Origin of the sequence: Alkalimarinus coralli, assembly GCF_023650515.1 — a bacterium.
GTDB classification, from domain to species: domain Bacteria; phylum Pseudomonadota; class Gammaproteobacteria; order Pseudomonadales; family Oleiphilaceae; genus Alkalimarinus; species Alkalimarinus coralli.
Genome location: NZ_CP096016.1, coordinates 4,027,328 through 4,054,187 on the forward strand (window position 1 = coordinate 4,027,328; position 26,860 = coordinate 4,054,187).

The following is a 26,860-nucleotide window of genomic DNA, read 5'->3' on the forward strand; positions in this document are numbered from 1 at the left end:
GTCCACAGCGGTTTTCATCATGCCAGTGGCATATTTTTTATCAGCAGGGTGACATGCTCATTGCGAATGATCGTGCGTATGCCAATGCTGACCATGCGTTCGCTGCTTTTTGATACTTGCTCTAGCATTTTTGCTTCAATTGAGTCTGGGGTACAACCGATAAAATGGGTCGCTTCGGAGATCACCATAACAGACGTGCTCAGGGAAAACTCTTTCGCTATTGACTGTATTGCCTCACCCACCGCTTGTGGCGTGGTAATAAGCTGCACATTTTTTACAAACTGCACTATCTGACCCAATTCGCTGCTGGTCGTCATGGCCTCCATTGCGATTCGCATGGCTTCTGAGGCATCCGTCTGCGCGGTTTTAACGCTTTGCTGGCGTTGCAGGCAGGAGGTTATTTTCTTATACAGGGTCTCAGCTTCGACCGGTTTGGTTAAATAGTCATCTGCCCCTGCCTCAAACCCTTCAAGCCTTTGTTCAACACCGACCAAGGCAGAAATAAAGATGATCGGCAGGTGTTCGGTTTCTTTTTGGGTTCGCAGTTGCACACAGACTTCGTAGCCACTCAATCCTGGCATAGTGATATCGAGCAAAATCAGATCAGGGACTTGTTCGTTGACTTGGGCAAGACAAGCTTCTCCCGAGTCAGCCTCGACAACTTCATAGTCATCCTCTAGCAGCATTTTGAGCAACAGCCGGTTGTCGGCGGCATCATCCACTACCAAAATACGTGCTTGTTGATTCATTATGGCCTTTCTCCTAGTTTGTTTCGTGCTGCGACAGGCACTCTTTAAGTGATTCAAATGCCTGACTGAGTTGCATGCTGAGTGCATCAAAGCGAGATAAGTTTGCGTCCTGCGCTGCTGCTTCCAGCTCACCTGCGATTTGTTGTAATTGCAGTGCGCTAATGTTGGCTGCACTTCCCTTTATGGTATGGGCTAGAACCCGGACTTTTTCACTGTCTTTTTCTTTAACGTTCTGATGTAACTCTAGCACTCTATTTGAGGTATCACTGAGAAAAAGGCTGAGTAATTTATCGAGTCGTTTCTCTTTCCCGCCAACTCGCTTTAGCGCAGAGGTTCTATCCCATACCTCCCTCTCTGAAGTCTCTTGATGAGCCTGTTCATCCGGCTGATGCCCGGTATCTGACAGTGATGTTGTTGCATCTCCGGCGTGTGTTGCGGGCAATTCTTCTTCAGCTGGCCTGACTAACCACTTCTCCATCATCGAATAGAGGTCATCGGGCTCAACCGGCTTACTGAGGTAATCGCTCATGCCCGCGCTGAGGCACTTCTCTTTGTCGCCTTTCATTGCATTGGCTGTCATGGCGATAATGGGGATAGATTGATTTCGCTCTCCCGCTTTTCCAGCCCTGATATTTTGACTTGCTTCGTAACCGTCCATTTCTGGCATCTGGCAATCCATCAATACCAGTGTGTATGGGTTCTCTTCGGGGGCATCGTTCAGTGAATACAGTGCTTCTATGCCGTCACCCGCAACATCCGCAGTAAGGCCGATATTATCCAGCACACCTAACGCGACCTGTTGATTCACATGATTGTCTTCGACCAGTAACAGACGGGTGTTGCTTGGCCACTTAATCTGGTCGGACTCCTTGCCTGATGTTGTTGATGCCTGACAGTCACCGGTAGCATCCAAGTATTGCTGGACGATTTGGGATTTTGGGGGCTGATTTGAATATATGTCGCCTGTCGCAACAGTGAGGGCATTAAACAGGTCTGAGGTCGTGGTTGGTTTTGGGAAGCTGGCGCAGAACCCCAGATTAGCAAAGTACTGAGTGTCGCCTCTGTGGCCCATTGATGTCATCATCACGAGCTTTATCGCATCAAAGCAAGTGTTGCTGCGTATCGCTTTTCCCAGTGCCTTGCCGCTCATTTCCGGCATCTGCATATCTATCAATGCAATATCAATTTTGTGTTGGCCTGGTTGCTGGTATTGCTTATTCAGGTAGTCTAAAGCGGCCTTCCCACTCTCTGCTGAAACCACATTGGCTCCCCAGTGCTTCAGTTGCTCAACCAGCACATTCCGGTTGCTATTATTGTCATCAACCACCAGGATATTCAGGTTTGTTATATCGGTGGGTGGCTTGACCACTACAGAGTGTTCGCTGGTCTCGAAGGTGAGCGTGAATTCAAAATGGGAGCCTTTGCCCGGTTGACTGGAAACAGAGATACTTCCACCCATTAGCTCGCAGAGCTTTTTAACGATCGATAGACCCAGACCTGTACCGCCATACTTTCGGGTTGTCGAGGCATCGACCTGGGTGAATGGGTCGAACAGTGTTGCCCGTTTGTTGGCAGGGATACCTATCCCTGTATCTTGAATCGAACAATAAAAAGTAGCTTTGTTGCTGGCAGTTTCTTTGATGCCTGCTGCGATAATAACCTCGCCTGACTCTGTAAATTTAATCGCATTGCCTACGATATTGGTGAGAATTTGCCGCAAGCGCCCCGGGTCGCCCTTGATAGATGATTGGTCGATATTGGTGATATCCAGAACCAGTTCGATATTTTTTTCCTGAGCCTTTAAAGCCATGGCTTCTGCGAAGTCTCCAAGTAATGCTCGCAAGTTGAAGTCCATAAGCTCCAGTTCAATTTTGCCCGCATCAACCTTTGAGAAATCCAATATATCATTAATAAGGGCAAGCAAGGATTGGGCGCTGGATTGCGCAAGTAAAACCTTGTGGCGTTGTTTATCTGACAGGTCGCTATTGATCAGTAGCCCAAGCATACCCAGAACCCCATTCATCGGGGTTCGAATTTCATGACTCATACTGGCCAGGAATTCGCCCTTTGCCTCAACGGCAGCTTCCGCCGCGTTTTTTGCTTCTAACAGTGTTGCCTGGGTCTCTTTCCGCTTGGTGATATCGGTACGAATGGCGATATAACTCTGCGGTTTATCATGTTGTCCCATAAAAGGGACGATTGTTGAGTCGACCCAATACAAATCGCCCTGTTTAGACTTGTTGCATATCTCTCCATGCCATACTTGGCCGCGGGTAATGGTGTCGTAAATATCTTTGAAAAAGTCGTTGTCGTGAAAACCTGAATTCACAACCTGATGGGTTTGGCCAATTAACTCATCAACTGAGTAGCCACTTATTTTGGCAAAGTTCTCATTGGCATAGGTAATGATGCCATCTACATCTGTGATCGTAACGATTGCATGTTGATCAAGCGCAAATCGTTGATCGGCAAGATTAGCCAGCGCCTGCTGAGACTCTTGGTGGCTCTTTTCCAGTTCCTGCTCATGCAGCTTGCGCATGGTTAGCATATGATTGAAGGCTTCAGCCAAGCGACCTATTTCGTTATTGACACCCACCTCTACCTGTTGCTCTTTTTCGCCTTCTGCAACGGCCATACTGGCCTTGGCAAGCTTTGTGATGGGGCGGGTAATCCGGCGTGACTGGTATATGGCGATGATAATGACCACCAAACCTGTCAAAAACACCAGTAGTGTGACCACTTGTCCGAGCCAGCGCGCATCAGAGAGTGCAATATCCTGGTTTACCTCGCTGATCAATAGCCATTGGGTGTTGGCAATATTGACGGTATTGCGCAGCCCAATGACGTGTTTACCACCGGCTCCTAAATAGCTGAATGCACTGCCTTCGGGCGCGCTGACCGATATGCTCTCTTGAGACTGGTTTTGACTGGAATCCTTGTTGCGCCATGCTTGGTATTGAATACTGGCGATGGACTTGGTTAAGACCTCGGCCTGGTTATTGGAGATAGGGGTTCTGAGCAGCCCATCTTGGCCAACAAGGTAGTGCTTAACGTTGCTGGATGTCTCGTTATGAAGTAACTCAAAAATCTGGTTAAGCTTTATTTGAATAGCAAACACCCCAATAGTCTGACCAGATTCATTCTTCATTGGGGCCGTCAGGAAGCCACTAATTGCGTTATTTGATGGCAAGTAGTGCTCCAGATCCGAAAACTGCGCCTGCCCTGATATTAGCGATTTTTTGACGCTTTTCGCGAATAGTGTATTGCCGAGTGGGCCACTAAACAGGTTACCGCCCAAGTCCGACTCTTTGGCGACGGTGTAGAGTATGTTGCCCTCTGAATCGATTAAAAACAGATCATAAATATAGTTATAGTGTTCGCTCAGGTTGATTAACTCGTTACGGCTGCTTTCAACTAAACTCAGCCAGTCATTACTTTTTACATAACGGTGCGGAAGCTGGCCACTCTGCCTTAGCCCCTCTGTAAGTCGCTCCAATAGTTCCGTATTGTCGTTATTCTCTGCATGAGTGTGCAGGTCTGCAAAACGGTAAGAGAACCAGGTCTGAATGAAACTGACGTTAAGCTTTGCCGATAACTCCAGTTCTTCTGATGCGGCTTGGGTCAGGCTGGAGTTTGCCTGTTGATAACTAATCCACGCGACCAGTGCTAACGGCAGCAGTGACAGTAACAGGAACCAGAATGTTAACTGATTGCCAAGGGATGTTGATTTGGACTTTGCGGTACTCATTGCGACATGCTTCATTGCTAAAATGTGAGATGACTCTGCTATGTTTAGCTCTATTATATGGGTTGAGTTCTGGTGCCTAACCCTGGTGAATTGGCTTCTTGATAAGCGAGAACAGTGCTTATTAAGACTAGCTTATACTGAGTTTGTTTCAATAATTGGTTCGAAAAATATCTCTTTAAATGCCTGAGTGTCAGGCTATTTTTAATTGGTTGGTTACGCTAAGCTTTGCGCAACGGTGTGGTTTAGGCAAATTATCTGGGTAGTTAAGATAAACTATTGATTGTAGAGGCTCGTTTTGAATAAGGCGCGGTGGGTTATTTTCGCCATTAAATTAATGGCACGTATGAGGTTGAGAACGGCCCAAAAAGTGGGCGGTTTTTTAGGGCGACTGCTCTGGTTGTTAAAGTTGGACCCTGTACGAGTAAGCGATATTAATCTTAAGCTTTGTTATCCAGAGCTCTCTGAGAGAGAGCGAGAAACGCTACTCAAAAGAAGTCTTCAGGAGACCTGCAAAACGGCGATTGAGGTAGGCATGGCATGGGAGTGGCCGGTCGAAAAATGTCTTGAAATGATCAGGGAAGTTGAAGGGACGTCGCTAATTGATGAAGCGATTGAACAAGAAAAAGGTATTCTGTTGCTGGCCCCACACCTGGGGAACTGGGAGCTGGCAGGGTTATATTTTTCTTCAATGTTTAATATGGCTGCGCTCTATCGCCCTCCCAAGGTAAAAGAGCTTGAAGAGTATATGTCAAAGGTGCGAGGGCGAGTCGGTTCCGAGCTGGTTCCAACAGACAAGCGTGGTGTGTTACGGTTATTTAAAATATTACGTTCCGGTGGGGTAGTCGGTATTCTGCCAGATCAGGAGCCCCCTTTTAGCGGCGGTGAGTTTGCGCCATTTTTTGGCGTTGAAGCCAACACCATGAAACTGGTCTCCAAGCTGGTTGAAAAAACCGGGGCGACAGTGCTGTGCACTTATGCTCAGCGGTTGCCAAATGGTGATGGTTTTAAAATAGTGATTAAAGAGGCGGATAATGAGATCGCCTCCGATGACCTGATTACCTCAATATCAGCACTTAATCGTAGTGTTGAATCTTGTGTGCGAGACATCCCGGAACAGTATCAGTGGGAATATAAACGCTTTAAGCGTCGCCGTCCTGGCGAAAATCATCATTATGATAAAGGTCGAGTTTGGTAGTTTTGAAAAATACACTAAACTGTTATTAACTCTCGGTTAGAAATTGGCAGGAAGTCTCTCTATTTGGGTCAGGCTGAAAAGCATCCTGCACTTTTCTACCCTCTTTTTGACTAATCAAGCGTGTGATGTGACTCGTTATGGCGATTTATGATCATAAATATGGCGACCTACCCTATTACCGAGTTTTTAGGGCATGGGGAGGGACTGAGTACCAGGAATATGTGCGCATTAAGCGAAGTCGCAAGGCTGCATATAGCAAGGCAAAAGCGATTGATGAAAAGTTAGCACAGCGGCAGAAAGCCTACTACACCGCACAAGCCTACACGAAAGAGTTTCATATGCGGCCTGATGGCCGTATTAGAGGGGTTCGCAGAATTATCGTCAGGCGAAAAGGGCGCAACCCGACCGAGGTATTTGAGTTACGGATTAATATCCCCTGGGAAGACGAGATAAGGCGTACAACCTTATCTATTGATGTGCACGGGTTCGAAAAAGCCTTCGAGATGGCGGTCGAGAAAGTTGCCGAGTGGTATGGCCTGGCGTCAGACTCCGAAGCTAAGAAAGCCATGAAAGCGTCGTTGCCTGTTTACCAGCAGCAGTCAGATACATCAACAAAGACGAAAAAGGCTGAACGAGCTGAAAGTACTGAAGAGCCAAGTGAGAAGGAAACATCGGCGGTACAGAAAGCTAAAGATGAAATCGGCAGCTTTGCAGAACGATTGTTAGGCGATATTAAGAAATTTACTGGCAGTAAAAAATAGAGCGAGCTGTTAATAGAGTGAGTTGTTAATAGAGTGTACTGTTGATTGTAGCCTTGATAAAGCGCAGCGGAATCAAGAGACGTCACTGAAAATAAACCCTGAATCCAGTTGTGCCTCCTTTCATCAAGACTATGAGGCTCTTTCCGGTATTAACCACCCTTTTTAACGTTAGACAGTCCTTAATGCCGCCAAAATGCGGGTGTAAATAGTAGCAGTAAAGTAAATACTTCAAGCCGCCCCAGTAGCATGGCAAAACATAACACCCACTTTGCAGTGCTGTTTAAGTCGCCGTAATGATAAGCCACATCGCCAAGCCCTGGCCCCAGATTATTGATGCAAGCCCCTACCGCAGACCAGGCTGTAACCTGATCGAGCCCCGTTGCCAGCAGAATAATCAGCATAAAGACAAACATAAACATGTATACCGAGAAAAACCCCCAGACCGCTTCGATTACGCGATCAGGAACGGGTTTTCTGCCCAGTTTTACCGGGATAATGGCGTTGGGGTGAATGAGTCGTTTCACCTCCCGCAGCCCCTGTTTGTATATCAGCAGAATTCGTATAACTTTCATTCCGCCACCAGTTGAACCCGCACAGCCACCAATAAAGGCGACCACAAATAGCAGGAAGGGCAGTACCAATGGCCAGTTAGCAAAGTCTGCCGTTGCAAAACCCGTGGTGGTGGCAATCGAAACCACTTCAAATAAACCGCTGGTGATGGCTTCAGTGATTTCATAGGTTTCAGTCGCTAGAAGCACTGAGACGGTAATGATGCTGACTCCACCAACAACTAAAGCATAGAACTGAAACTCGGGGTCTTTTAGATAGACAAAAATTGATCGCTGCCGCCAGGAAAAGAAATGCAGCGCGTAATTAATGCCGGATAAGAACATAAATACAATGGCGATGAGTTCAATGGCGGTGCTGTCAAAATAGCCGATACTGTCGTCATGAGTTGAAAATCCACCGATGGCGATGGTTGAGAAACTATGGGTTATCGCATCAAAAACGCTCATCCCTGCCAGCCAATACCCTATGCCACAAAGGGTTGTGAGGCCGAGGTAGATATACCAAAGTGCTTTGGCGGTCTCGGTTATTCGGGGGGTGAGTTTGTTGTCTTTTACCGGACCTGGGGTTTCTGCCCGGTAAAGCTGCATGCCACCAATGCCGAGCATCGGGAGAATAGCGACCGCTAGTACGATAATACCCATACCTCCCAGCCACTGCAGTTGCTGCCTGTACCAAAGAATAGACTGCGGCAAGTCATCAATGCCGGTAATAACGGTTGCACCGGTGGTGGTTAAGCCTGAAAGCGACTCAAAATAGGCATCGACAAAAGACATCGATGGGTTGTCACTGACATAGAGCGGTATTGAGCCGCTCAGGCTCAGCACTAGCCAGAATAGTACAGTGATAACAAAGCCGTCTCTTACCCGAAGGTCTTCTTTCTTGTTTCTAACCGGGAACCAGACCAGAGCGCCAATACACAAAATCAGGCCAAAGGCATCGACAAAAGGGGTCAGCTGGCCGTCATCATAAATCAGCGATACAACAATGGGAGGCAGCATTGTGATGCTAAACAGCATCAATAAAATACCTAAAATGCGGCAAATGATTGAAATATGCATATCGTCTTGCGGATTCCCTGCGCTATAGATGGGTTCTTGTTGTCATGGGTTGGCGATGCATTAACGGCCCTAGAAAAACGTCAGCCCGACCTGGAACAGTTTCTCAACTTCCCTGACCCGGCTTTTATCAACCAAAAATAGAATAACATGGTCATCCGGCTGTACCCGAATATGGTCATGGGCGATGAGTACTTCGTTATGCCGGACAATGGCCCCGATCGTGGTTCCTTCGGGTAACGGGATTTCGTCCAGCCGTCTACCGACCACTTTTGATGACCGGTGGTCGCCGTGCGCAATTGCCTCTATCGCTTCTGCTGCGCCGCGCCTCAAAGAGTGAACGTTAACCACATCGCCTCGCCTCACATGCGTTAGCAGGCTGCCGATAGTCGTTTGCTGGGGAGAAATCGCAATATCTATTTCCCGCCCCTGGATCAGGTCTACGTAGTCCGCATTGCTGATCAGTGTCATTACCTTTCTTGCGCCTAACCGCTTGGCCAGCATTGAAGCCATGATATTGGCTTCGTCATCGTTCGTGACAGCGCAAAATACATCGGTGTCTTCGATATTTTCCTCAAGCAGCATCTCTTTGTTGGCGGCGTTACCTTGCAGGACGATGGTCTTGTTAAGTGATTCGGATAACTCTATGCAGCGCTTGCTGTTGTGTTCAATGATCTTGACCTGATGCTTGCTTTCGAGCTTCTCCGCCAAGCGATGACCAATGTTGCCGCCGCCCGCAACCATGATTCGTTTATAAGGCTTTTCAAGCGGCTGTAGCTCACTCATAACGGAACGAATGTGGTTGGTTGAGGCGATAAAAAACACTTCGTCACCGTCTTCAATAACGGTAGTGCCATCCGGTGTTATCGGGCTGTCTTTTCTGAAAATAGCAGCCACCCGAGTATCGATGTTGGGCATATGCTGGCGAAGATAAGCGAGCTCGTGGCCCACTAGCGGGCCACCTTTGCTGGCTCTGATGGCCACCAGTCGAACCAGTCCTTTTGAAAAGTCGGTCACCTGAAGTGCGCCCGGGTACTCAATCAGCCGGGTTATATGGTTGGTGACAACCTGTTCGGGGCTGATCAGTACGTCAATCGGAAAGGCATCTGAACCAAACAGGTCTTGTTTTAACAGGTATGGAATAGCACGAACACGACTAATCTTGGTGGGGGTTCTGAATAGCGTGTGGGCCACCTGGCAGGCAACCATATTAACCTCATCACTATTGGTTACGGCAATGAGCATATCTGCATCTTCAGCGCCGGCTTGTTTCAGTATATTGGGATAAGAACCCATGCCCTGGGTGGTTCTGATATCCAGCCGATCCTGAAGTTGCCTCAGCCGCTCTGCGTTGTGGTCTACAACGGTTATATCGTTGGCTTCACTCGCCAGGTTTTCTGCCAGCGTGCCGCCCACTTGACCGGCACCTAGAATAATAATCTTCATACCCGCTTAATCCGACTTCTTCAAACAAGCGTAAAAAAAGCCATCATGACCTTCAGCTTGAGGGAAAAGCTGTCGGCCAAATGGTGTGGTTGTTCCCCACTCTGCTTCAATGGGGATGAGTGCTGCATCAGACTGTTTGCTGATAAAGCGCTCAATGATTCGGCTGTTTTCCTGCGAAAAAACGGAGCAGGTTGCGTAAACCAGTTTTCCACCCGGTTTTAGCATTTTCCAGGATGCCTGCAGAATTGATAACTGTATATTTGCCAGCGGAACGATGTCATTCTCCTGCCGCAGCAGCTTGATATCCGGGTGCCGCCTGATCACGCCGGTTGCGCTACAAGGGGCGTCCAGCAGTATTCGGTCAAATAGTGTGTTATCCCACCAGCTCTCCGGGTCGGAGGCGTCCCCTGTAATGACGTTTGCAGATAAGCCCATTCGCTCAAGGTTTTGGTTGATGCGCTCAGTTCTGTCTGAATCGACCTCAACGGCGGTAACATCGGCATCTGGAAACCTTTCAAGTATAGCGCAGGTTTTTCCGCCTGGAGCCGCACAGGTGTCAAGAATTCGAGCGTTTTTGGGGGCATCGAGCAGTTCACAGCAAAGCTGGGCTGCTTCATCCTGAACACTGACAAACCCCTCTTCAAAGTTAGGAAGCCTGTTCACGTCAATGGGGTGTTCCAAGGTGATGCCAGAAGGTGCATAAGGTGTTGCTTTGGCTTCGATATCGGCTTGACTCAGCTTTTCCAGGTAGTCCGTGCGTGAAATCTTGAGCGTATTAACGCGGAGCGTCATGGGAGGGCGAAGGTTGTTATTGGCGAGAATCTCTGGCCATTGATCAGGCCAGTTGTTGGATAGTTTGTCGATCAGCCAGCGGGGGTGGCTGTACTCATACAGCAGCGATGCTTCAGAATCTGTATCAATTAACTCTTCAGGCCAATGCTCTTCGCGCTCCACGTTGCGGAGTATGCCGTTAACCACGCCCTTCAGGCGGAAAAAGCCCAGTGCTTCGGTGGCTTCTACCGTCTCGTAAATGGCGGCATGGGGTGGAATTCGCATCTCTAATAGCTGATAGATACCGACCAATATAACGGAGTTGACGACAATATCGAGGTGCCCCAAGGGTTGCACCATTAAGCTGTTTTTTATCGCATCAAGTTTGTGATACCAGCGGCAGGTACCAAAACATAACTCTTGCAGCAGCGCTTTGTCACTGGCAGCTACTTTTTCCAGAGCCGGTGGCAGCAGGCTGCTGAGAGACTTCTGCTCATGACTGACCTGATGCACAACCTGAGCGGCGATGGCTCGCAGGTTTGAGGTCTCTACAAGCGCAACTTTTCGTTTTAGATATCGCTTTTTAGCTGGTTTCTTTGCCATGTTAGGAGTGAGCTCCGGCGCTTGTTAGCACTGTACCGACTTCGAGCATGGCTTTCCCACCGTTTACGAAGTCGCTTACCGACATTGCTTTAGCGCCGGGGAGTTGTAACTTCGTGATGTTGATTGCTCCTTCGCCGCAGGCAATAACGACCCCATCCCGAGATTTGCTAATCACGGTTCCTGGTATCTGGCTGCCCGTGCTTTCAACGAGTGAAGCTTCGAATATCCGGATACGCTCTCCAGCTTCGACGCTGTACGCGACCGGCCATGGGTTAAAGGCGCGAATGGTCAGCTGAATGGACTTTGCGTCTTGAGACCAGTCAATCTGGGCATCAGTTTTGGATAATTTATGTGCATAGCAGGCTTGCTGGTCATTTTGCTGTTCATTTTGCAGCTCGCTACTGTCTAACCTTTCCAGTGCTTCAAGCATTGCTTCGGCACCCAGGTCGGCAAGGCGGTCATGCAGTGAACCGCCATTATCATCTTGCGTAATAGGGGTCTTTTTTACCCACAACATGTTGCCAGTATCGAGGCCTTCATCCATCTGCATAATGGTAATGCCTGTTTCGCTATCACCAGTTTGAATAGCGCGTTGAATCGGGGCCGCGCCCCGCCAGCGGGGAAGCAGTGACGCGTGGATATTAATGCAACCACGTTTTGGGGTATCAAGCACTGCTTTGGGTAAAATAATGCCATAGGCTGCGACGATCATCAGGTCTGCGTCCAGCGCCTTGAGTGCTTGCCGGTCGGCATCATCTTTAAAATTAAGCGGCTGGTATACAGGAATATTGTGCTGCTCTGCCAGCTCTTTAACTGGGCTCTTATGCAGCTTCTTGCCACGGCCTGCGGGCCGGTCAGGCTGAGTGTAGGTGGCAACAATGTTATACCCTTTGGCGATCAAGGCGGCGAGCGCTGATGCCGCAAAGTCTGGGGTACCGGCGAAAATTATACGAAGTGATGAGGTATCTGCACGAAGAGGGGAAACATCTGCCACGGGCGGGTTTGCTCCTTATTCGCAGCGCTTATCGCTGCTGGGGTCTAAAACACGGTATTAGGTTTATAGAGATCGTTGCCCATAACATTGCGCAAAGGTCTCTAGTAAAACAAAAAGGAGGCTAGGCCTTCAGGCTTAACCTCCTTGACTCATTTTTGATTAAGCCCCCATTCGGTGGAGCTTTTCCAGTTTTTTGCGAATGCGGTTACGCTTTAAAGGGCTTAGATAGTCGACAAATAACTTACCGTCGAGGTGATCCAACTCGTGTTGAATGCAAACCGCCAGCAGTTCATTAACCTCTAGCTCAAACTCGTTGCCATCACGGTCAAGTGCTTTAACCAGCGCATGATCAACGCGAGTAACGTCTTCGTAGAACCCTGGAACCGAGAGGCAGCCTTCCTGCATAGAGTGGGGCTCGCCCTCAAGTACGGTGACCTCAGGGTTGATAAAGACCATTGGTTGATTTTTCTCTTCAGAAATATCAATGACAACAATCCGCTTATGAATATTTACTTGCGTGGCGGCGAGCCCAATGCCGGGAGCATCGTACATGGTTTCAAACATGTCATCGATAATGCGGCGCACCTCATCATCAACACAAGTAACGGGCGCTGCAACTTTACGCAGCCTTGGATCTGGGAACTCAAGAATTTCTAGTTTAGCCATAGATAGTTATGCCGAACTCTTAAACAATTTGTAACGATTCTTTTTAGCCAAAGAGTGTTACAAGTCACGATATGCCTGCTACTATTATCCATTAGACAGAGTAATAGTACAAATTATCCTAGGATCTTCTATAGTTGTAGTTAGGTTTGTATGATTTTGGGTTTTTTGGGCGCTGTTTTTGGCGTTAACGTATTTGTGGTTAAGATACAGACTATTATCAAAAATAATATTAACCAACGCCTGTGCGACAAGCCTATGCTGCTTTTCAGCGCAGACTGAGGTGCCAATAGTAAACGTTACTGCTGGCTACTACTCAGATTATCAATTATATCTTGCTTAGTAAGGGATCTCGATCATGAGAAAACTGTTGTTAGGCCTATCGGCTATGCTGATGTTGGGCATGCAGGTAGCCATGGCGCAGCCAGAGCTTAAATCCGGCCATCCGGATCAATATACTGTTGTAAAGGGTGATACCCTGTGGGGTATTTCGTCACGTTTTCTCGATAGCCCCTGGTTATGGCCTGAGATCTGGCACGCGAACCCTCAGATTGAGAACCCTCATCTGATCTACCCCGGTGACGTGTTGGGGCTTGTCTATATCAAAGGTCTGCCTAAGGTGACCACGATTAAACGTAACCCAAATGGTGGTGTTATAAAGCTTAGCCCTAAAGCACGAGCGACACCGTTAACGACGGCAATTCCTGCTATCCCGCTTGATGCAATTAGCCAGTTTCTGAATGAATCTCGAATTGTTGATCGCGAAGAGCTGAATGCAGCCCCTTATGTATTAATTGGTAAAGGTGAGCATTTGCTAACCGGTGCGGGGGATGACCTGTTTGCCCGTGGCGATGTGGGCGAGTACAAGTCAATGGGCATCTTCCGTAGCAATAAAACCTATGTCGATCCGGAAACCAATGAGTTTTTGGGGTTGGAAGCCAAGTCTATTGCTAAAGCCAAAGTAAAAGCGGTAAATGGTGAGGTGGTTACGCTGGGTGTTCAGCGATCAAACTCTGAAATTCTGCAAGGTGACCGCTTACTGCCAACAGATGACCGCACGATAAACTCCATGTTTTACCCAAGCGAGCCAGAAGGCGAAGTAAATGGCTACATGATTGATGTGGTAAACGGCGTTAGCCAAATTGGTCAATATGCCGTTGTGGTTATTAACAAAGGCGAGCGTGATGGCGTTAAAGAGGGTAATGTACTGGCTGTTTATAAGAAAGGCGGTATCGTGCAAGACCCTTACACCAAGGAAAAAATTGAACTTCCAGCTGATCGCGCTGGGGTATTGATGGTATTCCGTACATTTGAAAAAATGAGTTATGGGCTGGTGCTTAGAGCGCTGCGTCCACTCTCCCTTATGGATGAAGTTCGCAACCCATAAGGTATAATGCTAAACAGGGAGCTGTAAGGATATATGCTCCCTTGGTTACTTAATTCCTAAATCTTACAGGTCAAGGATGATCACATGTCATGTTCCCGTTCGTTACCACTTTCTGAATCGTTCCAACAGTCCCCTTCAAATGCTGTACTTTCATGTCTGGCGCTATTTCACACGCCAGGAGTGGGTGCTACTCGCTACCACAAACTGGTTGAATGGTTTGGTTCCGCTGAAGCAGTTATCACCGGAGACAGAAAGCTAATCTCTGCAGCAGGTATTAAAGCCGAATCCGTTCGTTTGTTAGATGAGTACGCACATAGCGGGCTTGCTTCGCAGATCGGCTGCCGAGTGAAGAAGGATCTGGACTGGGCTGCCACCCCGGGGAACGATATTGTCTTGCTTGAAGATCTTGATTACCCGCCTCTGCTTAAACATATTGATATGCCGCCCCCTGTACTTTATGTAAGGGGCAGGCGAGCGTTATTGTCTGAACCTCAATTGGCTATCGTGGGTAGCCGGAATCCATCCATAGATGGCAAAGAGAACGCCTACCGGTTTGCCAAAGCTATTGTGAACGTAGGGTTAGCCGTGACCAGCGGAATGGCGCTGGGGGTTGATGGTGTTGCCCACAAAGGAGCGATTGATGGCGGAGGACACACTATCGCCGTGGTAGGTACAGGGGCTGATATTGTTTATCCGGCGAGGCATAGAGCGCTATCTGAAGCGATAATGGAGCAAGGGGTTATCGTTTCAGAACTCCCTCTGGGTACAAAACCTCAACCTTCTAACTTTCCAAGGCGGAATAGAATTATCAGTGCGCTTTCACTGGGGGTTCTGGTTGCTGAAGCGAGCCCAAGAAGTGGATCACTTATCACCGCTCACTGCGCTCTTGACCAGGGTCGTGAGGTGTACGCAATTCCTGGGTCAATACACAACCCAATGGCACGAGGTTGTCATCAATTGCTTCGCCAAGGCGCCAAATTGGTTGAAAGTGCCGATGATATTTTTGAAGAACTCAGTAGTCTGCTGGCGTTTCATCAGCTTATTCGCAGTGATGCCGCCCACCAATCAACAATAAACAGCGCAGAGGTTGAACAACTGCCTATAACCAATGACCTTTTTGCCAATCATCATGGTACTGGCGAGTGCATTGATGAAGGCAGACGTATTGATGAAGGTGAACATATTGACGAAGGAACTGTTGAAAACGGGGCAGATGGGCGCTGTAGCGATGTTGCAGGTAATGTTGCAGGTAACGTTGCTGGCAATGATGAACTTGATTTGACCGATGCCGAGCGGGAGCTGTTGAAATTACTGGGCTACGATGTTGTTTCGGTTGATCTGGCGGTAGAACGATCTGAGCTGTCTGTTGAAGAGGTCTCGATCTTGTTTATGTCTTTAGAGCTGAAAGGGGTTGTTCAATCCGTTCCCGGTGGTGTTCAAAAAGTAAGAGAAGGGATCACCGCTTGATCCCGCAGGCACACTGAGTTACTGTGCCGCTATGAGTACATTTACACATCCCTGGCATATTAAACGAGCAGTTGAGGCCCTCAAAGCGGGAGGCATTATTGCCTATCCTACCGAGGCTGTATGGGGTCTTGGCTGCGATCCCTGGAACAGAACTGCGGTGCAACGCTTGCTGGAACTTAAATCCAGGGCAATGAGCAAAGGGCTTATTTTGGCATGCGGCCAGATGAGCCAGCTTGATTTCCTGCTGTCGCCGCTATCGAATACCGAACGGCAAACCCTTTCGGAAAGTTGGCCTGGCCCTAATACCTGGCTGGTCCCGGATACACACCATACAATCCCTCAGTGGATAAAAGGTGAGCATGATACTGTGGCGGTTAGGGTAAGTAAGCATTTACTTATTAAAAATGTTACAGCGCTGTTTGGTCGCCCAATTGTCTCCACTTCGGCTAACCCGGCGGGCTCTGAACCCGCGATGAACTCCCTTAGAATTCACCAGTATTTTGGTCGCCAATTAGACTACATCGTGCCCGGATCGACCGGCGGCGAACAACAACCCTCCCGAATTAGATCGCTGAATACAGGGCAAGTTATAAGGCCCTAAGCAGCCATGAGAGAGGAAGCCTGAAGAGGTAAATCAGGACGCAATAAAGCAGGCTTTGACAAAGAGTTTGTCGGTAAATTGATCTGGGTAGGCAATTCCTGGTTAACAGGAATACCAATTAAGCGTAAGGTTTGTATAAATTAAGCAATATGGCCACAGCAATCGTGCTGATTGATATGGAGAATAGTAGTGACGGCACCTGATATAAATGCAGTAAAAGCGTACTTTCTTGAGCTTCAAGACCGAATTTGTGAAGGTATTGAGCAAGAAGACGGTAAAGGCCAGTTTTTTGAAGAAGAGTGGAAAAGGGAAGAAGGCGGCGGTGGTCGAACACGGGTGATGACCAATGGCCACCACTTTGAAAAAGGCGGTGTTAACTTCTCTCATGTTATGGGGGCAGAGTTACCTCCATCAGCATCGGCTTCCCGTCCAGAACTTGCCGGGCGTAGCTTTCAGGCGTTAGGCGTCTCATTGGTTATGCACCCTGAAAACCCGTATGTGCCGACCTCTCATGCCAATGTTCGATTGTTTATTGCAGAAAAAGAGGGTGAAGAGCCTATTTGGTGGTTTGGTGGTGGCTACGACTTAACGCCCTACTATGGCTTTGATGAGGATTGCATTCATTGGCACACCGTTGCTCGTGATGCCTGTAAGCCTTTTGGTGATGATGTCTACTCAGACTATAAGAGTTGGTGTGATCGTTATTTTTATTTAAAACACCGGGATGAGCCTCGTGGTGTTGGTGGTTTATTCTTTGATGATCTGAATACGGGCGGTTTTGATCGTTGTTTTGAGTTCGTTCGTGCAATTGGTGATAGCTACTTGCAGGCCTATTTGCCAATAGTGTCTCGAAGAAAAGATACGCCATATGGTGCCCGCGAGCGAGATTTCCAGTTATATCGCCGTGGCCGCTATGTAGAATTCAATTTGGTATTTGACCGCGGCACCTTGTTTGGGCTGCAATCTGGTGGGCGAGTTGAATCAATATTGATGTCTCTGCCGCCATTGGTTAAGTGGGAGTATAACTGGCAGGCTGAGCCAAACTCTGACGAGGCGCGTTTGCTTGATTACTATTTAACCGGGCGAGACTGGTTGGCGGAGGCATAACAAGATGGGTTCAAATGCCAAAATTGATCAATATGCCGTCGTTGGCAACCCTATACACCACAGCAAATCGCCCAAGATTCACGGCGAGTTTGCTGTGCAAACTCAAGAAACCATCGAATACAGCGCCATTCAAGCGCCGATAGATGGTTTTGAGGCAATGGTAAAGTCGTTTTTTAGTAACGGTGGAAAGGGGCTCAATGTTACGGTGCCGTTTAAAGAGCAAGCCTGGTCGCTATGCGCCGAACTGAGTGAGCGAGCGAAACTGGCCGGTGCTGTAAATACCCTTTATCAAAACCAACATGGTGACCTGTGTGGTGAAAACACCGATGGGGTTGGCCTTGTTCGCGATTTGATGGTTAACCATCAGGTCAGCCTGAAAGGAAAGCGGATACTGGTTTTAGGGGCTGGAGGCGCGGTTAGAGGCGTGCTTTTGCCAATACTGGAAGAAAGCCCTGGCTCTGTTACTGTTGCCAACCGTACTGTTGCGAAAGCCGAGCAGCTTAAAGCGCTTTTTGCCGGGCACGGAGAACTTCAGGCGTGTGGCTTTGATGAGCTCAGTGACGCGTTTGATATTATCATTAATGGCACCTCTGCAAGTTTGCAGGGCGATTTGCCCCCCTTGCCTGATTGCATTATTAGTTGTTCCACCGTCGCTTACGACATGATGTATGCGCCGGAACAAACCATTTTTAACCAGTGGGCGTCATCGTTGGGGGCTCACTCGACCTATGATGGTTTGGGGATGCTGGTGGAACAGGCAGCCGAGTCATTCTATATCTGGCGCAAGGTCAGGGTTGATACCCGGCCAATACTGGAAATGTTGAGAGCGTTTGATTAAACCTTGAGTAAGGCGTCTCAATAATCTGGATTAAGAAAATCTCCCTCTGGCCGATACACAAAAAGTAACGGCCTCTCTCCGCTTTTTGGCCTATGCTGAATAGAGTTCAATACAACGATACTCAATTCTGCGTTATATATCTGAGTCATACCGCAGCAAAACGGTTTTTACGATGATTTGAGAATAACGATCTTAAGAGCGATGACTATAAGACGTGTGGCCTTAAGAGCTGAAACCTTAAGGGACTTAAGAACAATAACCTTTAAAGCTAATTAAATATACTGACCTGTAATTATTATGGATATAGCCACCCTCATTGGGCTTCTTTCTGGTTCAAGCATTGTCATTTTAGCCATTACGGCAGGCTCATCACTCTGGGATTTTATTAATCTACCCGGTTTGGGCATTGTGATTGGTGGCACGATGGGCGCCACGTTTATCAAATTTAGAGTCTCTTCGGTTATAAAATCATTTGGGCTCGCGTTTAAAACGACTTTTCTGGAGCGGACGGAAGATCCTTTAGTGCTGATTCAGCAGGTTCGTGACTTGGCGGCGGTGGTGCGCAAAGATGGCATTTTGGGCCTGGAGAGTTTTGAGGTTGAAAATAGCTTCCTTAAAAAGAGTATTAATCTTTGTGTTGACGGGCACCCCCCGGAGTTTGTTGAAGAAGTCTTGATTCAGGAAGTAGAACAGTCTGTAGAGCGTTATGAAGTCGCTGAAAAGGTTTTTCGAGGCATTGCCGAAACGGCTCCAGGGCTTGGCATGTTGGGTACTCTGATCGGCCTGGTTCAGATGCTCAACGATATGGAAGACCCAAGCACGATTGGCCCGGCGATGGCCGTGGCGCTACTGACGACATTCTATGGTGCTTTTATTGCCCAGATGATGGCCATTCCACTGGCTGATAAACTAGAGCTCAAAGCGATGGACGAACATCGAAACATGTCGCTAATTATTACCAGTATTCAAAGTATCCTAAAAGGCCAGAACCCTAGAGTGCTCTCTGAAGTACTGACGGCGTATGTGCATCCCTCACAGCGTGAGCTCGTTGTAAAGCGAGACTAGCCCAGGGAGCCGATGCATAATGAGAGCGCTAGGGCAGAAAAAAAGCAAGAAAAAGACGGGGACCGGCTGGATTGTCACGTTTGCAGATTTAATGACGCTGCTACTTACCTTTTTTATTCTACTGCTCTCATTTTCCTCGATGGATACTGAAAAGTACAAAGCGATTGCCGCATCTATGGCGGTGTCGTTCGGCGTTAGCTGGATACAAGGAGAGCGTACCGGCGGACAGCTGACATTGATCGATAGTGACGTCGTTCCTCCTCCCACTGCGGATAAGGAGACCATCGTCGATAAAATATCTGAGCCTATGACGCCAGAACCTACCAGCCCTGAGCCTCCCACTGTTGTTGATGAAGTAGCCAGTCAACCGACGACTATCACGGTTGATGCCGGGTTGGAAGGGTTAGCTGAAGAGCTGGTGCAAAAGCTTGAAAATGAGATTTTATCCAATGCGCTTGATGTTAGTTTTGATACCGAAAAGGTGATCGTACGCTTTTCGTCAGAAGCCTCCTTTAATTCGGGTAGCGATGAGCTTAAAGAAGGAATGCTGCCCATCATAAACAAAATAGTTTCTGCATTGGCACGTTGTGAGGGTGATATTACCGTATCTGGGTATACTGATAATCAGCCTATCACCAGTGGCCGATTTCGTTCAAACTGGGATCTTTCTGCCGCCAGGGCGGTTAGCGTGGTTCATCAGCTAGTGTTGGAGCAAAAAATAGATGCCAATCGAGTGATGGCTGCCGGGCATGCTGAAACCCACCCTTTGGTTAGCAATGACACCCCTGAAAACCGCTCAAAAAACCGGCGAGTTGAAATAAAGATCTCCAACCCGGAATGTGACGAAAATACTTTTCAGTTCTGATTAGCCTCTCTGCGGCTATCGTAACTTGCTATACTGCCCGTTTATTTGAATAATTCCCCCTGATTTAATTTTATTGATGTTTTAAGGATTTATTATGAGCGGTCCAAGTCAGCCAAAAACTGTAGATGAAGATTGGAGTGATGAGCGCGTCAAGACGTTTTTAGCGCTGCAACCGGTAGACGAAACCAACCCTGACTATCATGTGTTGAGCAAAGCCTACCAATATATGGTGGCGTTTGACTTTGCTCGGTTTGTGACGTTTTTTGTTGAAGAAGGCCGTGATATCAACGCCACCGATTTAGAGGGTAAAACGATTCTTGATCTGGTTTCACAGCATGGAAACTCAGCGGCTTATGCGGAATCTCTTATAAAAGCCGGGGCCCAGAAAAGCAGTTAATTTTTGCAAGATCTATCGGGCGCGGGGCACCCTCCTACAAAGCTTGAGAGAACCTGTAGGAGGGTGCCCTGCGCCCGATAAAAGTAAGTGCTTACTTACTCGTAATTCTCCGCAATATGCTTATCCTTTAGTTTTACGTAATTCCCGGCAGTATAGGTAAAATAGCTGATTTCCTCTTCTGTAAGCGGTCTGGCTTCTCTGGCTGGTGAACCGCGATACAAGTACCCGCTTTTCAGTGTTTTGCCCGGCGGAACGATACTCCCCGCTGCCAGTATGACGTCTGATTCGATGGTGGCACCGTCCATCACAATAGCCCCCATCCCTATCAAAATACGGTCTTTCAGCGTGCAGCCATGAAGCAGTGCCTTGTGGCCTATGGTGACATCGTCGCCAATAATAAGGGGGAACCCGTCAGGGTTATATGGGCCGGCATGGGTAATATGAAGCACTGAACCATCCTGGACACTGCAACGATTGCCAATACGGATGCGATGCATATCTCCCCTGATGGTTGTCATCGGCCAGACCGAACAATCATCGCCTAACGCCACATCACCTAATACCACTGCGGTTGGGTCAATAAATACGCGGGCTCCGAGCTGGGGTCTTGTGCCTTGATACGATCTAATTGCCGACATTTGTTTCGCTCCACTATACTTGAATAAACAGCCTGTTAGCTTATCAGCGAATTTGCCGGTTATAAATCGGATTGTAGTTCAGATTGTAGTGAGGCCGGTTGTTTTCTTATGATAAGAACCCATTAATAGAAGACGAATACGAGACAACTTAATTTCAATAGTCAGGAAAATAACTAGAATGACGAATCCGTTACTGCAAGCATCAGCCCTCCCGCACTTTGATCTAATCAAGACTGAGCACGTTGAACCGGCTATTGATCAGATTCTTCAAGACAACCGCAGCAAGATTGAAGCATTAACCCAGCTCGATGATATCAGGTGGGAGACGCTTGCCAGACCAATGGAAGAGCTTGATAACAGGCTTAATGATGCCTGGTCAGCGATTAGCCACTTAAATGCGGTGGTTAATGATGAGGCGCTCCGTGATGCCTATAACAACAGCCTTGCAAAGCTGACAGCATATTCAACAGAAGTGGGTCAAAATAAAGCGCTCTATGAAGCATATAAAACCCTTGCTGAGAGTGACGAGTTTGAAACACTGGATCAGCAGAGCCGAAAGTCAGTCGAGAATATATTGAAGGCATTCCACCTGTCGGGGGTTGACCTGGATGATGATAAAAAAGCCCGCTTCTCTGAGCTGTCTAACCGACTCTCCGAGTTGACCAGCAAGTTTTCAGAAAACGTACTTGATGCGACTCAGGGCTGGTATCGCCATATTGAAGATGAAAAAGAACTTTCCGGGCTGCCCGAGAGCGCGCTAGACGGAGCCAGACAAGCGGCAAAACAAAGAGCGCTGGAAGGGTTTGTCATTACCTTGGACTTCCCCAGTTATTTCCCGGTGATGACCTACTGTGACAATCGGGCATTGCGACAAGAAGTGTATGAAGCCTTTCTGACCCGAGCATCTGATCAAGGCCCCAATGCCGGTCAGTGGGACAACGGGCCGTTAATCAAAGAAATCATGTCACTGCGCTACGAACTGGCGACGATTTTAGGGTTTGATAATTATGCAGATCGCTCATTGGCTAAAAAAATGGCATCCAGTACTGAAGAGGTGCTCGACTTTCTCAATGAGCTGGCGGTAAAGACCAAACCCGTTGCTGAAAAAGAGTTTGAAGAACTGCAGGCTTATGCAAAAGAACACGGTGGCGAGACATTAAATGGAGAGTCATTGCAGTCTTGGGACTTAGCCTACTTTGGCGAGAAGCTGAGGCAGAACCGCTATGCCATTTCGCAGGAAGAGCTAAGGCCTTACTTTCCTGCTCACAAAGTGATTCAAGGCATGTTTGACTGTGTGCATCGTCTGTTCAATATTGAGATCGAACAGAGCGACGAGGCCACGTTATGGCATCCCGATGTGACCTATTATGAAATCAAGCGTGATGGGCAGAAGATCGCCGCGTTCTACCTTGACCTATACGCGCGTGCCAACAAGCGCGGAGGGGCCTGGATGGCTGATTGCCGAGTCAGGTTGAAGGATAAAGATAATCAACTGATTGACCCGGTCGCGTTTTTAACCTGCAATTTCACCCCACCGGTGGGTGATAAACCCGCCCTGTTGACGCATGATGAAGTGACAACCTTGTTCCATGAGTTTGGCCATGGGCTTCACCACATGCTGACCAAAATGGATGTTTACGAAGTGTCTGGCATTAATGGTGTGGCCTGGGATGCGGTGGAGTTGCCCAGCCAGTTTCTTGAAAACTGGTGCTGGCAGCCAGAAGCACTACAACTGATCTCAGGGCATTACGAAACAGGTGAGCCATTGCCAAAATCAATGCTCGACAAAATGTTAGCCGCGAAGAATTTCCAGGCGGGAATGCAGATGATGCGCCAGCTTGAATTTTCGCTCTTTGACTTCCGGCTTCATACTGAATATAGCGATAGTCACCCCGTTGAGGCGGCTGAGATATTAAAGGATGTCAGGGATCAGGTGGCTGTGGTTAAGCCGCCCTCATTTACTCGGTTCCAGAACTCGTTCTCGCATATTTTTGCCGGTGGTTATGCCGCAGGGTATTACAGCTACAAATGGGCTGAAGTACTGGCGGCTGACGCCTTTTCAAAATTTGAAGAAAATGGGGTGTTTGATCAACAAACCGGCGAAGAATTTCTCCATGCGATTCTGGAACAAGGCGGCTCCAGAGAGCCAATGGAGCTGTTTGTCGAGTTTAGAGGGCGGGAGCCAAGTGTTGAGCCCTTGCTCCATCAGGCGGGCATCATTTAACTCGAGATCTTTGTACGAGGGCGTTCACTGATTGGTACGCCAGCAAACCCTATAAGCCCTGCTGTCTCGCTTTGGGGTGTGCTTGCGCACCGCTTGACTGATGTCGAAGGCTTCATGAGCTGGTACAATACGGTTAATTCATTATCGAGTTTGAAAACCTATGAAGCAACATCGCCGTTTTATTGCGGGTGCTGTATGCCCCAAGTGTGCAGAAATGGATCGTCTGGTGACCTATAGTAATGAAGAAGGCACATTCAGAGAGTGCGTCAGCTGTGGTTATACCGATAAGCAGATCGAGCAGGAAGAAACGCTTGAGTCAGAAGTGCTTGAAACACGCGTCAACCAGTTAACCCCTATGGAGCTGGATGACGAAGTGGTGCCTCTGAAAATTTTTGACCCCAGCGGAACCAAGCACTAATAGGTGCTGAAGGCTTAACCAGCCGTTACAGGCCTTTGTTTTGCTCATGCATTGTTAGTTCATAACAGTGTGCAAAGGCATTACATCAATGCTACAGCGCATTTCTGTATGAGAAATGAAGCTGTATGTGATTGCGAGTCAGCAGGTTTTGCCAGTACTCTCGCATCCAGTCCCATGTCTGATGTTGTGCCTGTTCAACAAAGGTTGACAGGTTAAGGTCGTAATACTTCGGTGACCCCGCGACCTGTTTAACCGTAATCAACATTGACTCGTCCAGTTCATTGGCAAAGGGTTCGCCAATTAACTGATGGGCGAGCAAATTAGCCTGAGTCACTTCTACCGCGCATAGCTGGCTATTGCGGATAGATTTGTTGTTTTCATACATCTCTTCTAACAGTCGGTGACAGAGGTAGGCTTTCATTAAAAGGCCGTCCAGCCCGGTATAGTGGCTAAATACCATTTTAGGGCTCACAAAATAGTTGAATGCGGTCTTTAAAAACGGCTCGAATAGCCACTCTGCATGAGCCTCACGCGCGCAGACTTCGACACACTCCATTACTCGTGGTGCCATTTCAATGTATTCGGTGGCAAATCTTACCAGGCAGTCTGCCGGGTCTTCATTATGCAATCCGATGATAAGGTGCAACTGATACACTTTCTCCTCCATCATGTGATGGAAGGCGCGAGTTTTAGCTTCAGAACGTTTTGCTTGTTCAATAACTCTAAATACTGCTTCAGAATTCATGTAGGTTCCTGCTCAAATACCTACCAGCGGCAGCGGGGTTGAGCGTGTCCGAGGACTTGCTGCCTGATTAATAAACGTCAATATAAAGAGTTTAGAAGAGAACCGTTGAAGGAAAAGCTGACAATTAGTCTTTTTTATTATGAGTCATTAACTTTTCAATTAAAGATTGCATATTGAGAGCTTTTCACGACGACTGCGCTCACCAATAACGTCGTGCAAAGGCTTCATAGTAGCGGTTATAAAACGCTATATAGGCAACAGAGATAGCCTATCTACAATCATCTTATGAGACTGGTGGGCCAGTTTTTTACGGCACAATGATCGGTTTTCAATTGGCGGGTGAAAACAAATATGGGCTTTTACTATGTTGCGTTTCAGCATTCTGATCAAGGTATCGAATAAATTATCTTCTTCAATAAACCCTACTTCTGGCATAAAACGGTTGTCGTGGTCGGTGTAGCGAATCGTCACGGCTTGAACTGGTTTTTGGCTTCTTACGGCCGCTTCATAGAGCATCGGAAAGAACGGTAGTGCGCTAGTGCCATTGGTTGTTGTTCCTTCGGGGAATAGCATCAACGCGCGTCCTTTGTTTAGGTGCTCTTCGAGTTTGGGAAGCGAGCGGTAGACAGAAAACTTGTTTTTGCGCTCGATAAAAACGGTACGCGCCATCTGCCCAAAGGGGCCGATTAGAGGCCATCGTTTAACCTCATTCTTGGCGATAAACGAGAAGTTCGAAATATTGGCCAATACTACCGCATCAAGCCAGGATATGTGGTTGGAGACATAGAGTCCGCTTGTTATTTCGGGTTGGCCTTCAACAATAACCTCAACGTTGAGCTTTTCAATCAGCTTTCCCAGCCATTTTTTGAATGACCTGTTTTCAAGCAGGTGATTATCCTGCTCTCGGCGCAGGGTATTAATTAGATGACGCGTTGGCAGTGTTACGGAGAGTTTACTGCAGTGACAAAAAACATCCGCAAGACGGTAGTAGGCTCTAAGAGTAGTTCTCTGATCCTGTTTTATTTTATCGACTAATGTTAGCGCAATGGTAACCATACAGCTCGACTCTATACGATGTTATGTCCGGTTTAGTCAATGATGCCTGTGCTTATATGTCAGTATGATGAAAGCGTGTTTGATAGATGCTCAAGCCAGCCATATGCGTTGTCGGCTGTAGCGTAAATAAAGGTATGCCAGCGATAACCCTCTAGATAGAAGAAATAGCGTCAGGGCGAGCCAGAGCCCGTGATTGCCCCACCCTTGCGATAGCCACCAGACGGGTATAAAGATGAGCAAGGTAGAGGCCAGCATGGTATTTTGCATCTCTCGAGAGCGTGTTGCACCGATAAAAACACCATCAAACAGGTAGCTGGGCATGGCGATAATAGGCAACAGGATTATCCAGGCAAGGTACTGATTGGCTGCACTAATAACCTCGGGGATATTGGAGAGTAGCTCAATGATGGTTGAGCCAAACAGCCAGAAAACCAGCGAGAACACTATCGCGGTTATCAGCGACCAAAAGCCGGCGACATTAACGATGTGCTTGAACTGTCGGATATCTCTCTGCCCTATTGCTTCTCCAACCAGTGCCTCAGCCGCGTTTGCAAACCCATCCAGCCCGTTTGATATTAATAGCAGAAATGTGAGTAGTACGGCGTTAACCGCCAACACCAGATCGCTCTGCTGAGCGCCTTGAGCGGTGAAAAATGCAAAGGTAAAAAGCAGTGTAATAGTACGGATAAAAAGGTGTCGATTAACGTTAATAAGTCGGGCCAGATGCTGCCTGTTGAGCACATCGTTCCATGTTGCCTGCCAATGGCTGACCCACTGGCTTCGTTTAATGATGGCAAAACCAATAGCGACCGAGCTGTATTCCGCAATCAGGGTTGCCCAGGCAACCCCATCACTTTGCCAGCCAAAGCCCATAACAAACAGTAAATCCAGCAGGATATTGATGCTGTTTGCGCTAATAAGAATGATCAACGGGCCACGGCTATTTTGGGTGCCGATCAGGCAGCCAATCAGCACGTAATGGGCCAGTGTCGCCGGGGCGGCATAGATGCGGATTTCACAATAGCGCTTAGCCAGTTCAGTCACTTCGTCGCTGCCGCCAATCAAATAAAGGGCAAATTGAAACAGCCATGTTTGAGCTATGATCAACAGCAGACCAATGGCAACGGATAACATCAGGGCCTGAGAGAAAACCTGTTGCAGTTGACTGAAGTTGTGTGCGTTTTGCGTATGTTGACCCTGTTGACTGCCATAGGCTTGGGCCATTAACCCCGTTGTGCCCATCCGTAAAAAGCCAAAACCCCAGAATAAAAAGGTGAATATATTTGCACCGATTGCGACGGCCCCTAGGTAAACAGGTGAATCCAGGTGCCCAAGCACTGCGGCATCCACTAAACCCAGCAGGGGAACCGTTATATTGGCAAGTATTAGCGGCCATGAAATCGCCCAAAGTCGAGCGTGCAAGGAGCTTGTGGGCGAATAATCGCCTTGATTTATGTCATTTTTAGAACACATTAATCTATCAAGAGTGTTTTTAAG

Annotated in this window: 23 protein-coding genes; 12 read left to right on the forward strand and 11 right to left on the reverse strand. The window is 47.9% G+C overall.

Translation table 11 applies throughout. The features are described 5' to 3' along the window. Positions 1 to 17 precede the first annotated feature (17 nt). Together MY523_RS18070 and MY523_RS18075 are read right to left on the reverse strand one after the other, a co-directional pair. The gene (locus MY523_RS18070; protein ID WP_250656076.1) at positions 18 to 749 is read right to left on the reverse strand and encodes a response regulator; all 732 of its coding nucleotides are present in this window, start codon (positions 747 to 749) and stop codon (positions 18 to 20) included. 13 nt (positions 750 to 762) lie between these two features. Then, positions 763 to 4,497: a response regulator gene (locus MY523_RS18075; protein ID WP_250656077.1), complete on the reverse strand. Its 3,735-nt coding sequence runs from the start codon at positions 4,495 to 4,497 to the stop codon at positions 763 to 765. A gap of 295 nt (positions 4,498 to 4,792) precedes the next feature. Here MY523_RS18075 and MY523_RS18080 point away from each other — a divergent pair, with 295 nt between their 5' ends. Both MY523_RS18080 and MY523_RS18085 read left to right on the forward strand, forming a co-directional pair. Beyond that, the gene (locus MY523_RS18080) at positions 4,793 to 5,692 is read left to right on the forward strand and encodes a lysophospholipid acyltransferase family protein (protein ID WP_250656078.1); all 900 of its coding nucleotides are present in this window, start codon (positions 4,793 to 4,795) and stop codon (positions 5,690 to 5,692) included. Between the two features lie 137 nt (positions 5,693 to 5,829). Continuing rightward, positions 5,830 to 6,453: a hypothetical protein gene (locus tag MY523_RS18085; RefSeq protein WP_250656079.1), complete on the forward strand. Its 624-nt coding sequence runs from the start codon at positions 5,830 to 5,832 to the stop codon at positions 6,451 to 6,453. 179 nt (positions 6,454 to 6,632) lie between these two features. On the opposite strand, the gene MY523_RS18090 is transcribed toward MY523_RS18085, so the two are convergent. The 5 genes from MY523_RS18090 to def all read right to left on the reverse strand — a co-directional run bounded on the left by MY523_RS18090 (position 6,633) and on the right by def (position 12,558). Further along, positions 6,633 to 8,081: a TrkH family potassium uptake protein gene (locus tag MY523_RS18090; RefSeq protein ID WP_250656080.1), complete on the reverse strand. Its 1,449-nt coding sequence runs from the start codon at positions 8,079 to 8,081 to the stop codon at positions 6,633 to 6,635. Positions 8,082 to 8,150: 69 nt separating this feature from the next. Next, positions 8,151 to 9,524, reverse strand: coding sequence for a Trk system potassium transporter TrkA (gene trkA, locus MY523_RS18095; protein WP_250656081.1), 1,374 nt, complete (start codon positions 9,522 to 9,524; stop codon positions 8,151 to 8,153). Between the two features lie 6 nt (positions 9,525 to 9,530). Then, positions 9,531 to 10,898 (reverse strand): 16S rRNA (cytosine(967)-C(5))-methyltransferase RsmB, encoded by a 1,368-nt coding sequence (rsmB, locus tag MY523_RS18100; RefSeq protein WP_250656082.1) that lies wholly within the window; start codon positions 10,896 to 10,898, stop codon positions 9,531 to 9,533. Between the two features lies 1 nt (position 10,899). Further along, complete coding sequence (gene fmt / locus MY523_RS18105; RefSeq protein WP_250656083.1) at positions 10,900 to 11,892, reverse strand: methionyl-tRNA formyltransferase; 993 nt, start codon at positions 11,890 to 11,892, stop codon at positions 10,900 to 10,902. A 159-nt stretch (positions 11,893 to 12,051) separates the two neighbouring features. Next, complete coding sequence (gene def / locus MY523_RS18110; RefSeq protein ID WP_250656084.1) at positions 12,052 to 12,558, reverse strand: peptide deformylase; 507 nt, start codon at positions 12,556 to 12,558, stop codon at positions 12,052 to 12,054. A 355-nt stretch (positions 12,559 to 12,913) separates the two neighbouring features. On the opposite strand from def, the gene MY523_RS18115 reads away from it, so the two are divergent. The 8 genes from MY523_RS18115 (at position 12,914) to MY523_RS18150 (ending at position 20,282) form a co-directional block, all read left to right on the forward strand. Beyond that, positions 12,914 to 13,942, forward strand: coding sequence for a LysM peptidoglycan-binding domain-containing protein (locus MY523_RS18115; protein WP_250656085.1), 1,029 nt, complete (start codon positions 12,914 to 12,916; stop codon positions 13,940 to 13,942). Positions 13,943 to 14,026: 84 nt separating this feature from the next. Continuing rightward, positions 14,027 to 15,409 (forward strand): DNA-processing protein DprA, encoded by a 1,383-nt coding sequence (gene dprA, locus MY523_RS18120; RefSeq protein WP_250656086.1) that lies wholly within the window; start codon positions 14,027 to 14,029, stop codon positions 15,407 to 15,409. 31 nt (positions 15,410 to 15,440) lie between these two features. Beyond that, positions 15,441 to 16,010, forward strand: a complete 570-nt coding sequence (tsaC, locus tag MY523_RS18125; protein ID WP_250656087.1) for an L-threonylcarbamoyladenylate synthase type 1 TsaC — start codon at positions 15,441 to 15,443, stop codon at positions 16,008 to 16,010. Positions 16,011 to 16,199: 189 nt separating this feature from the next. After that, entirely contained in the window at positions 16,200 to 17,117 is a 918-nt protein-coding gene (gene hemF, locus MY523_RS18130) for an oxygen-dependent coproporphyrinogen oxidase (RefSeq protein ID WP_250656088.1), read from the forward strand. Positions 17,118 to 17,121: 4 nt separating this feature from the next. After that, positions 17,122 to 17,955, forward strand: coding sequence for a shikimate dehydrogenase (gene aroE / locus MY523_RS18135; protein ID WP_250656089.1), 834 nt, complete (start codon positions 17,122 to 17,124; stop codon positions 17,953 to 17,955). 297 nt (positions 17,956 to 18,252) lie between these two features. Then, the gene (locus MY523_RS18140; protein WP_250656090.1) at positions 18,253 to 19,020 is read left to right on the forward strand and encodes a motility protein A; all 768 of its coding nucleotides are present in this window, start codon (positions 18,253 to 18,255) and stop codon (positions 19,018 to 19,020) included. Positions 19,021 to 19,039: 19 nt separating this feature from the next. Beyond that, the gene (locus tag MY523_RS18145; RefSeq protein WP_250656091.1) at positions 19,040 to 19,885 is read left to right on the forward strand and encodes a flagellar motor protein MotB; all 846 of its coding nucleotides are present in this window, start codon (positions 19,040 to 19,042) and stop codon (positions 19,883 to 19,885) included. Positions 19,886 to 19,979: 94 nt separating this feature from the next. Then, positions 19,980 to 20,282 carry a PA4642 family protein gene (locus MY523_RS18150; RefSeq protein WP_250656092.1) on the forward strand — a complete coding sequence of 101 codons (303 nt, stop codon included), beginning with the start codon at positions 19,980 to 19,982 and terminating at the stop codon, positions 20,280 to 20,282. A 95-nt stretch (positions 20,283 to 20,377) separates the two neighbouring features. On the opposite strand, the gene MY523_RS18155 is transcribed toward MY523_RS18150, so the two are convergent. Further along, positions 20,378 to 20,920 carry a gamma carbonic anhydrase family protein gene (locus tag MY523_RS18155; protein ID WP_250656093.1) on the reverse strand — a complete coding sequence of 181 codons (543 nt, stop codon included), beginning with the start codon at positions 20,918 to 20,920 and terminating at the stop codon, positions 20,378 to 20,380. Positions 20,921 to 21,098: 178 nt separating this feature from the next. Between MY523_RS18155 and prlC the strand changes: the two genes are divergently transcribed. Together prlC and MY523_RS18165 are read left to right on the forward strand one after the other, a co-directional pair. Then, positions 21,099 to 23,144: an oligopeptidase A gene (prlC, locus tag MY523_RS18160; protein ID WP_250656094.1), complete on the forward strand. Its 2,046-nt coding sequence runs from the start codon at positions 21,099 to 21,101 to the stop codon at positions 23,142 to 23,144. A gap of 160 nt (positions 23,145 to 23,304) precedes the next feature. Then, positions 23,305 to 23,562 (forward strand): YheV family putative zinc ribbon protein, encoded by a 258-nt coding sequence (locus MY523_RS18165; protein WP_250656095.1) that lies wholly within the window; start codon positions 23,305 to 23,307, stop codon positions 23,560 to 23,562. A 91-nt stretch (positions 23,563 to 23,653) separates the two neighbouring features. Here MY523_RS18165 and MY523_RS18170 read toward each other — a convergent pair whose 3' ends face one another. From MY523_RS18170 to MY523_RS18180, 3 genes are all read right to left on the reverse strand, one after another. Then, positions 23,654 to 24,307, reverse strand: a complete 654-nt coding sequence (locus MY523_RS18170; protein ID WP_250656096.1) for a hypothetical protein — start codon at positions 24,305 to 24,307, stop codon at positions 23,654 to 23,656. A 246-nt stretch (positions 24,308 to 24,553) separates the two neighbouring features. Next, positions 24,554 to 25,363 (reverse strand): lysophospholipid acyltransferase family protein, encoded by an 810-nt coding sequence (locus tag MY523_RS18175; RefSeq protein ID WP_250656097.1) that lies wholly within the window; start codon positions 25,361 to 25,363, stop codon positions 24,554 to 24,556. Positions 25,364 to 25,453: 90 nt separating this feature from the next. Next, positions 25,454 to 26,836 carry an MATE family efflux transporter gene (locus MY523_RS18180; RefSeq protein WP_250656098.1) on the reverse strand — a complete coding sequence of 461 codons (1,383 nt, stop codon included), beginning with the start codon at positions 26,834 to 26,836 and terminating at the stop codon, positions 25,454 to 25,456. Between the last annotated feature and the right edge of the window lie 24 nt (positions 26,837 to 26,860).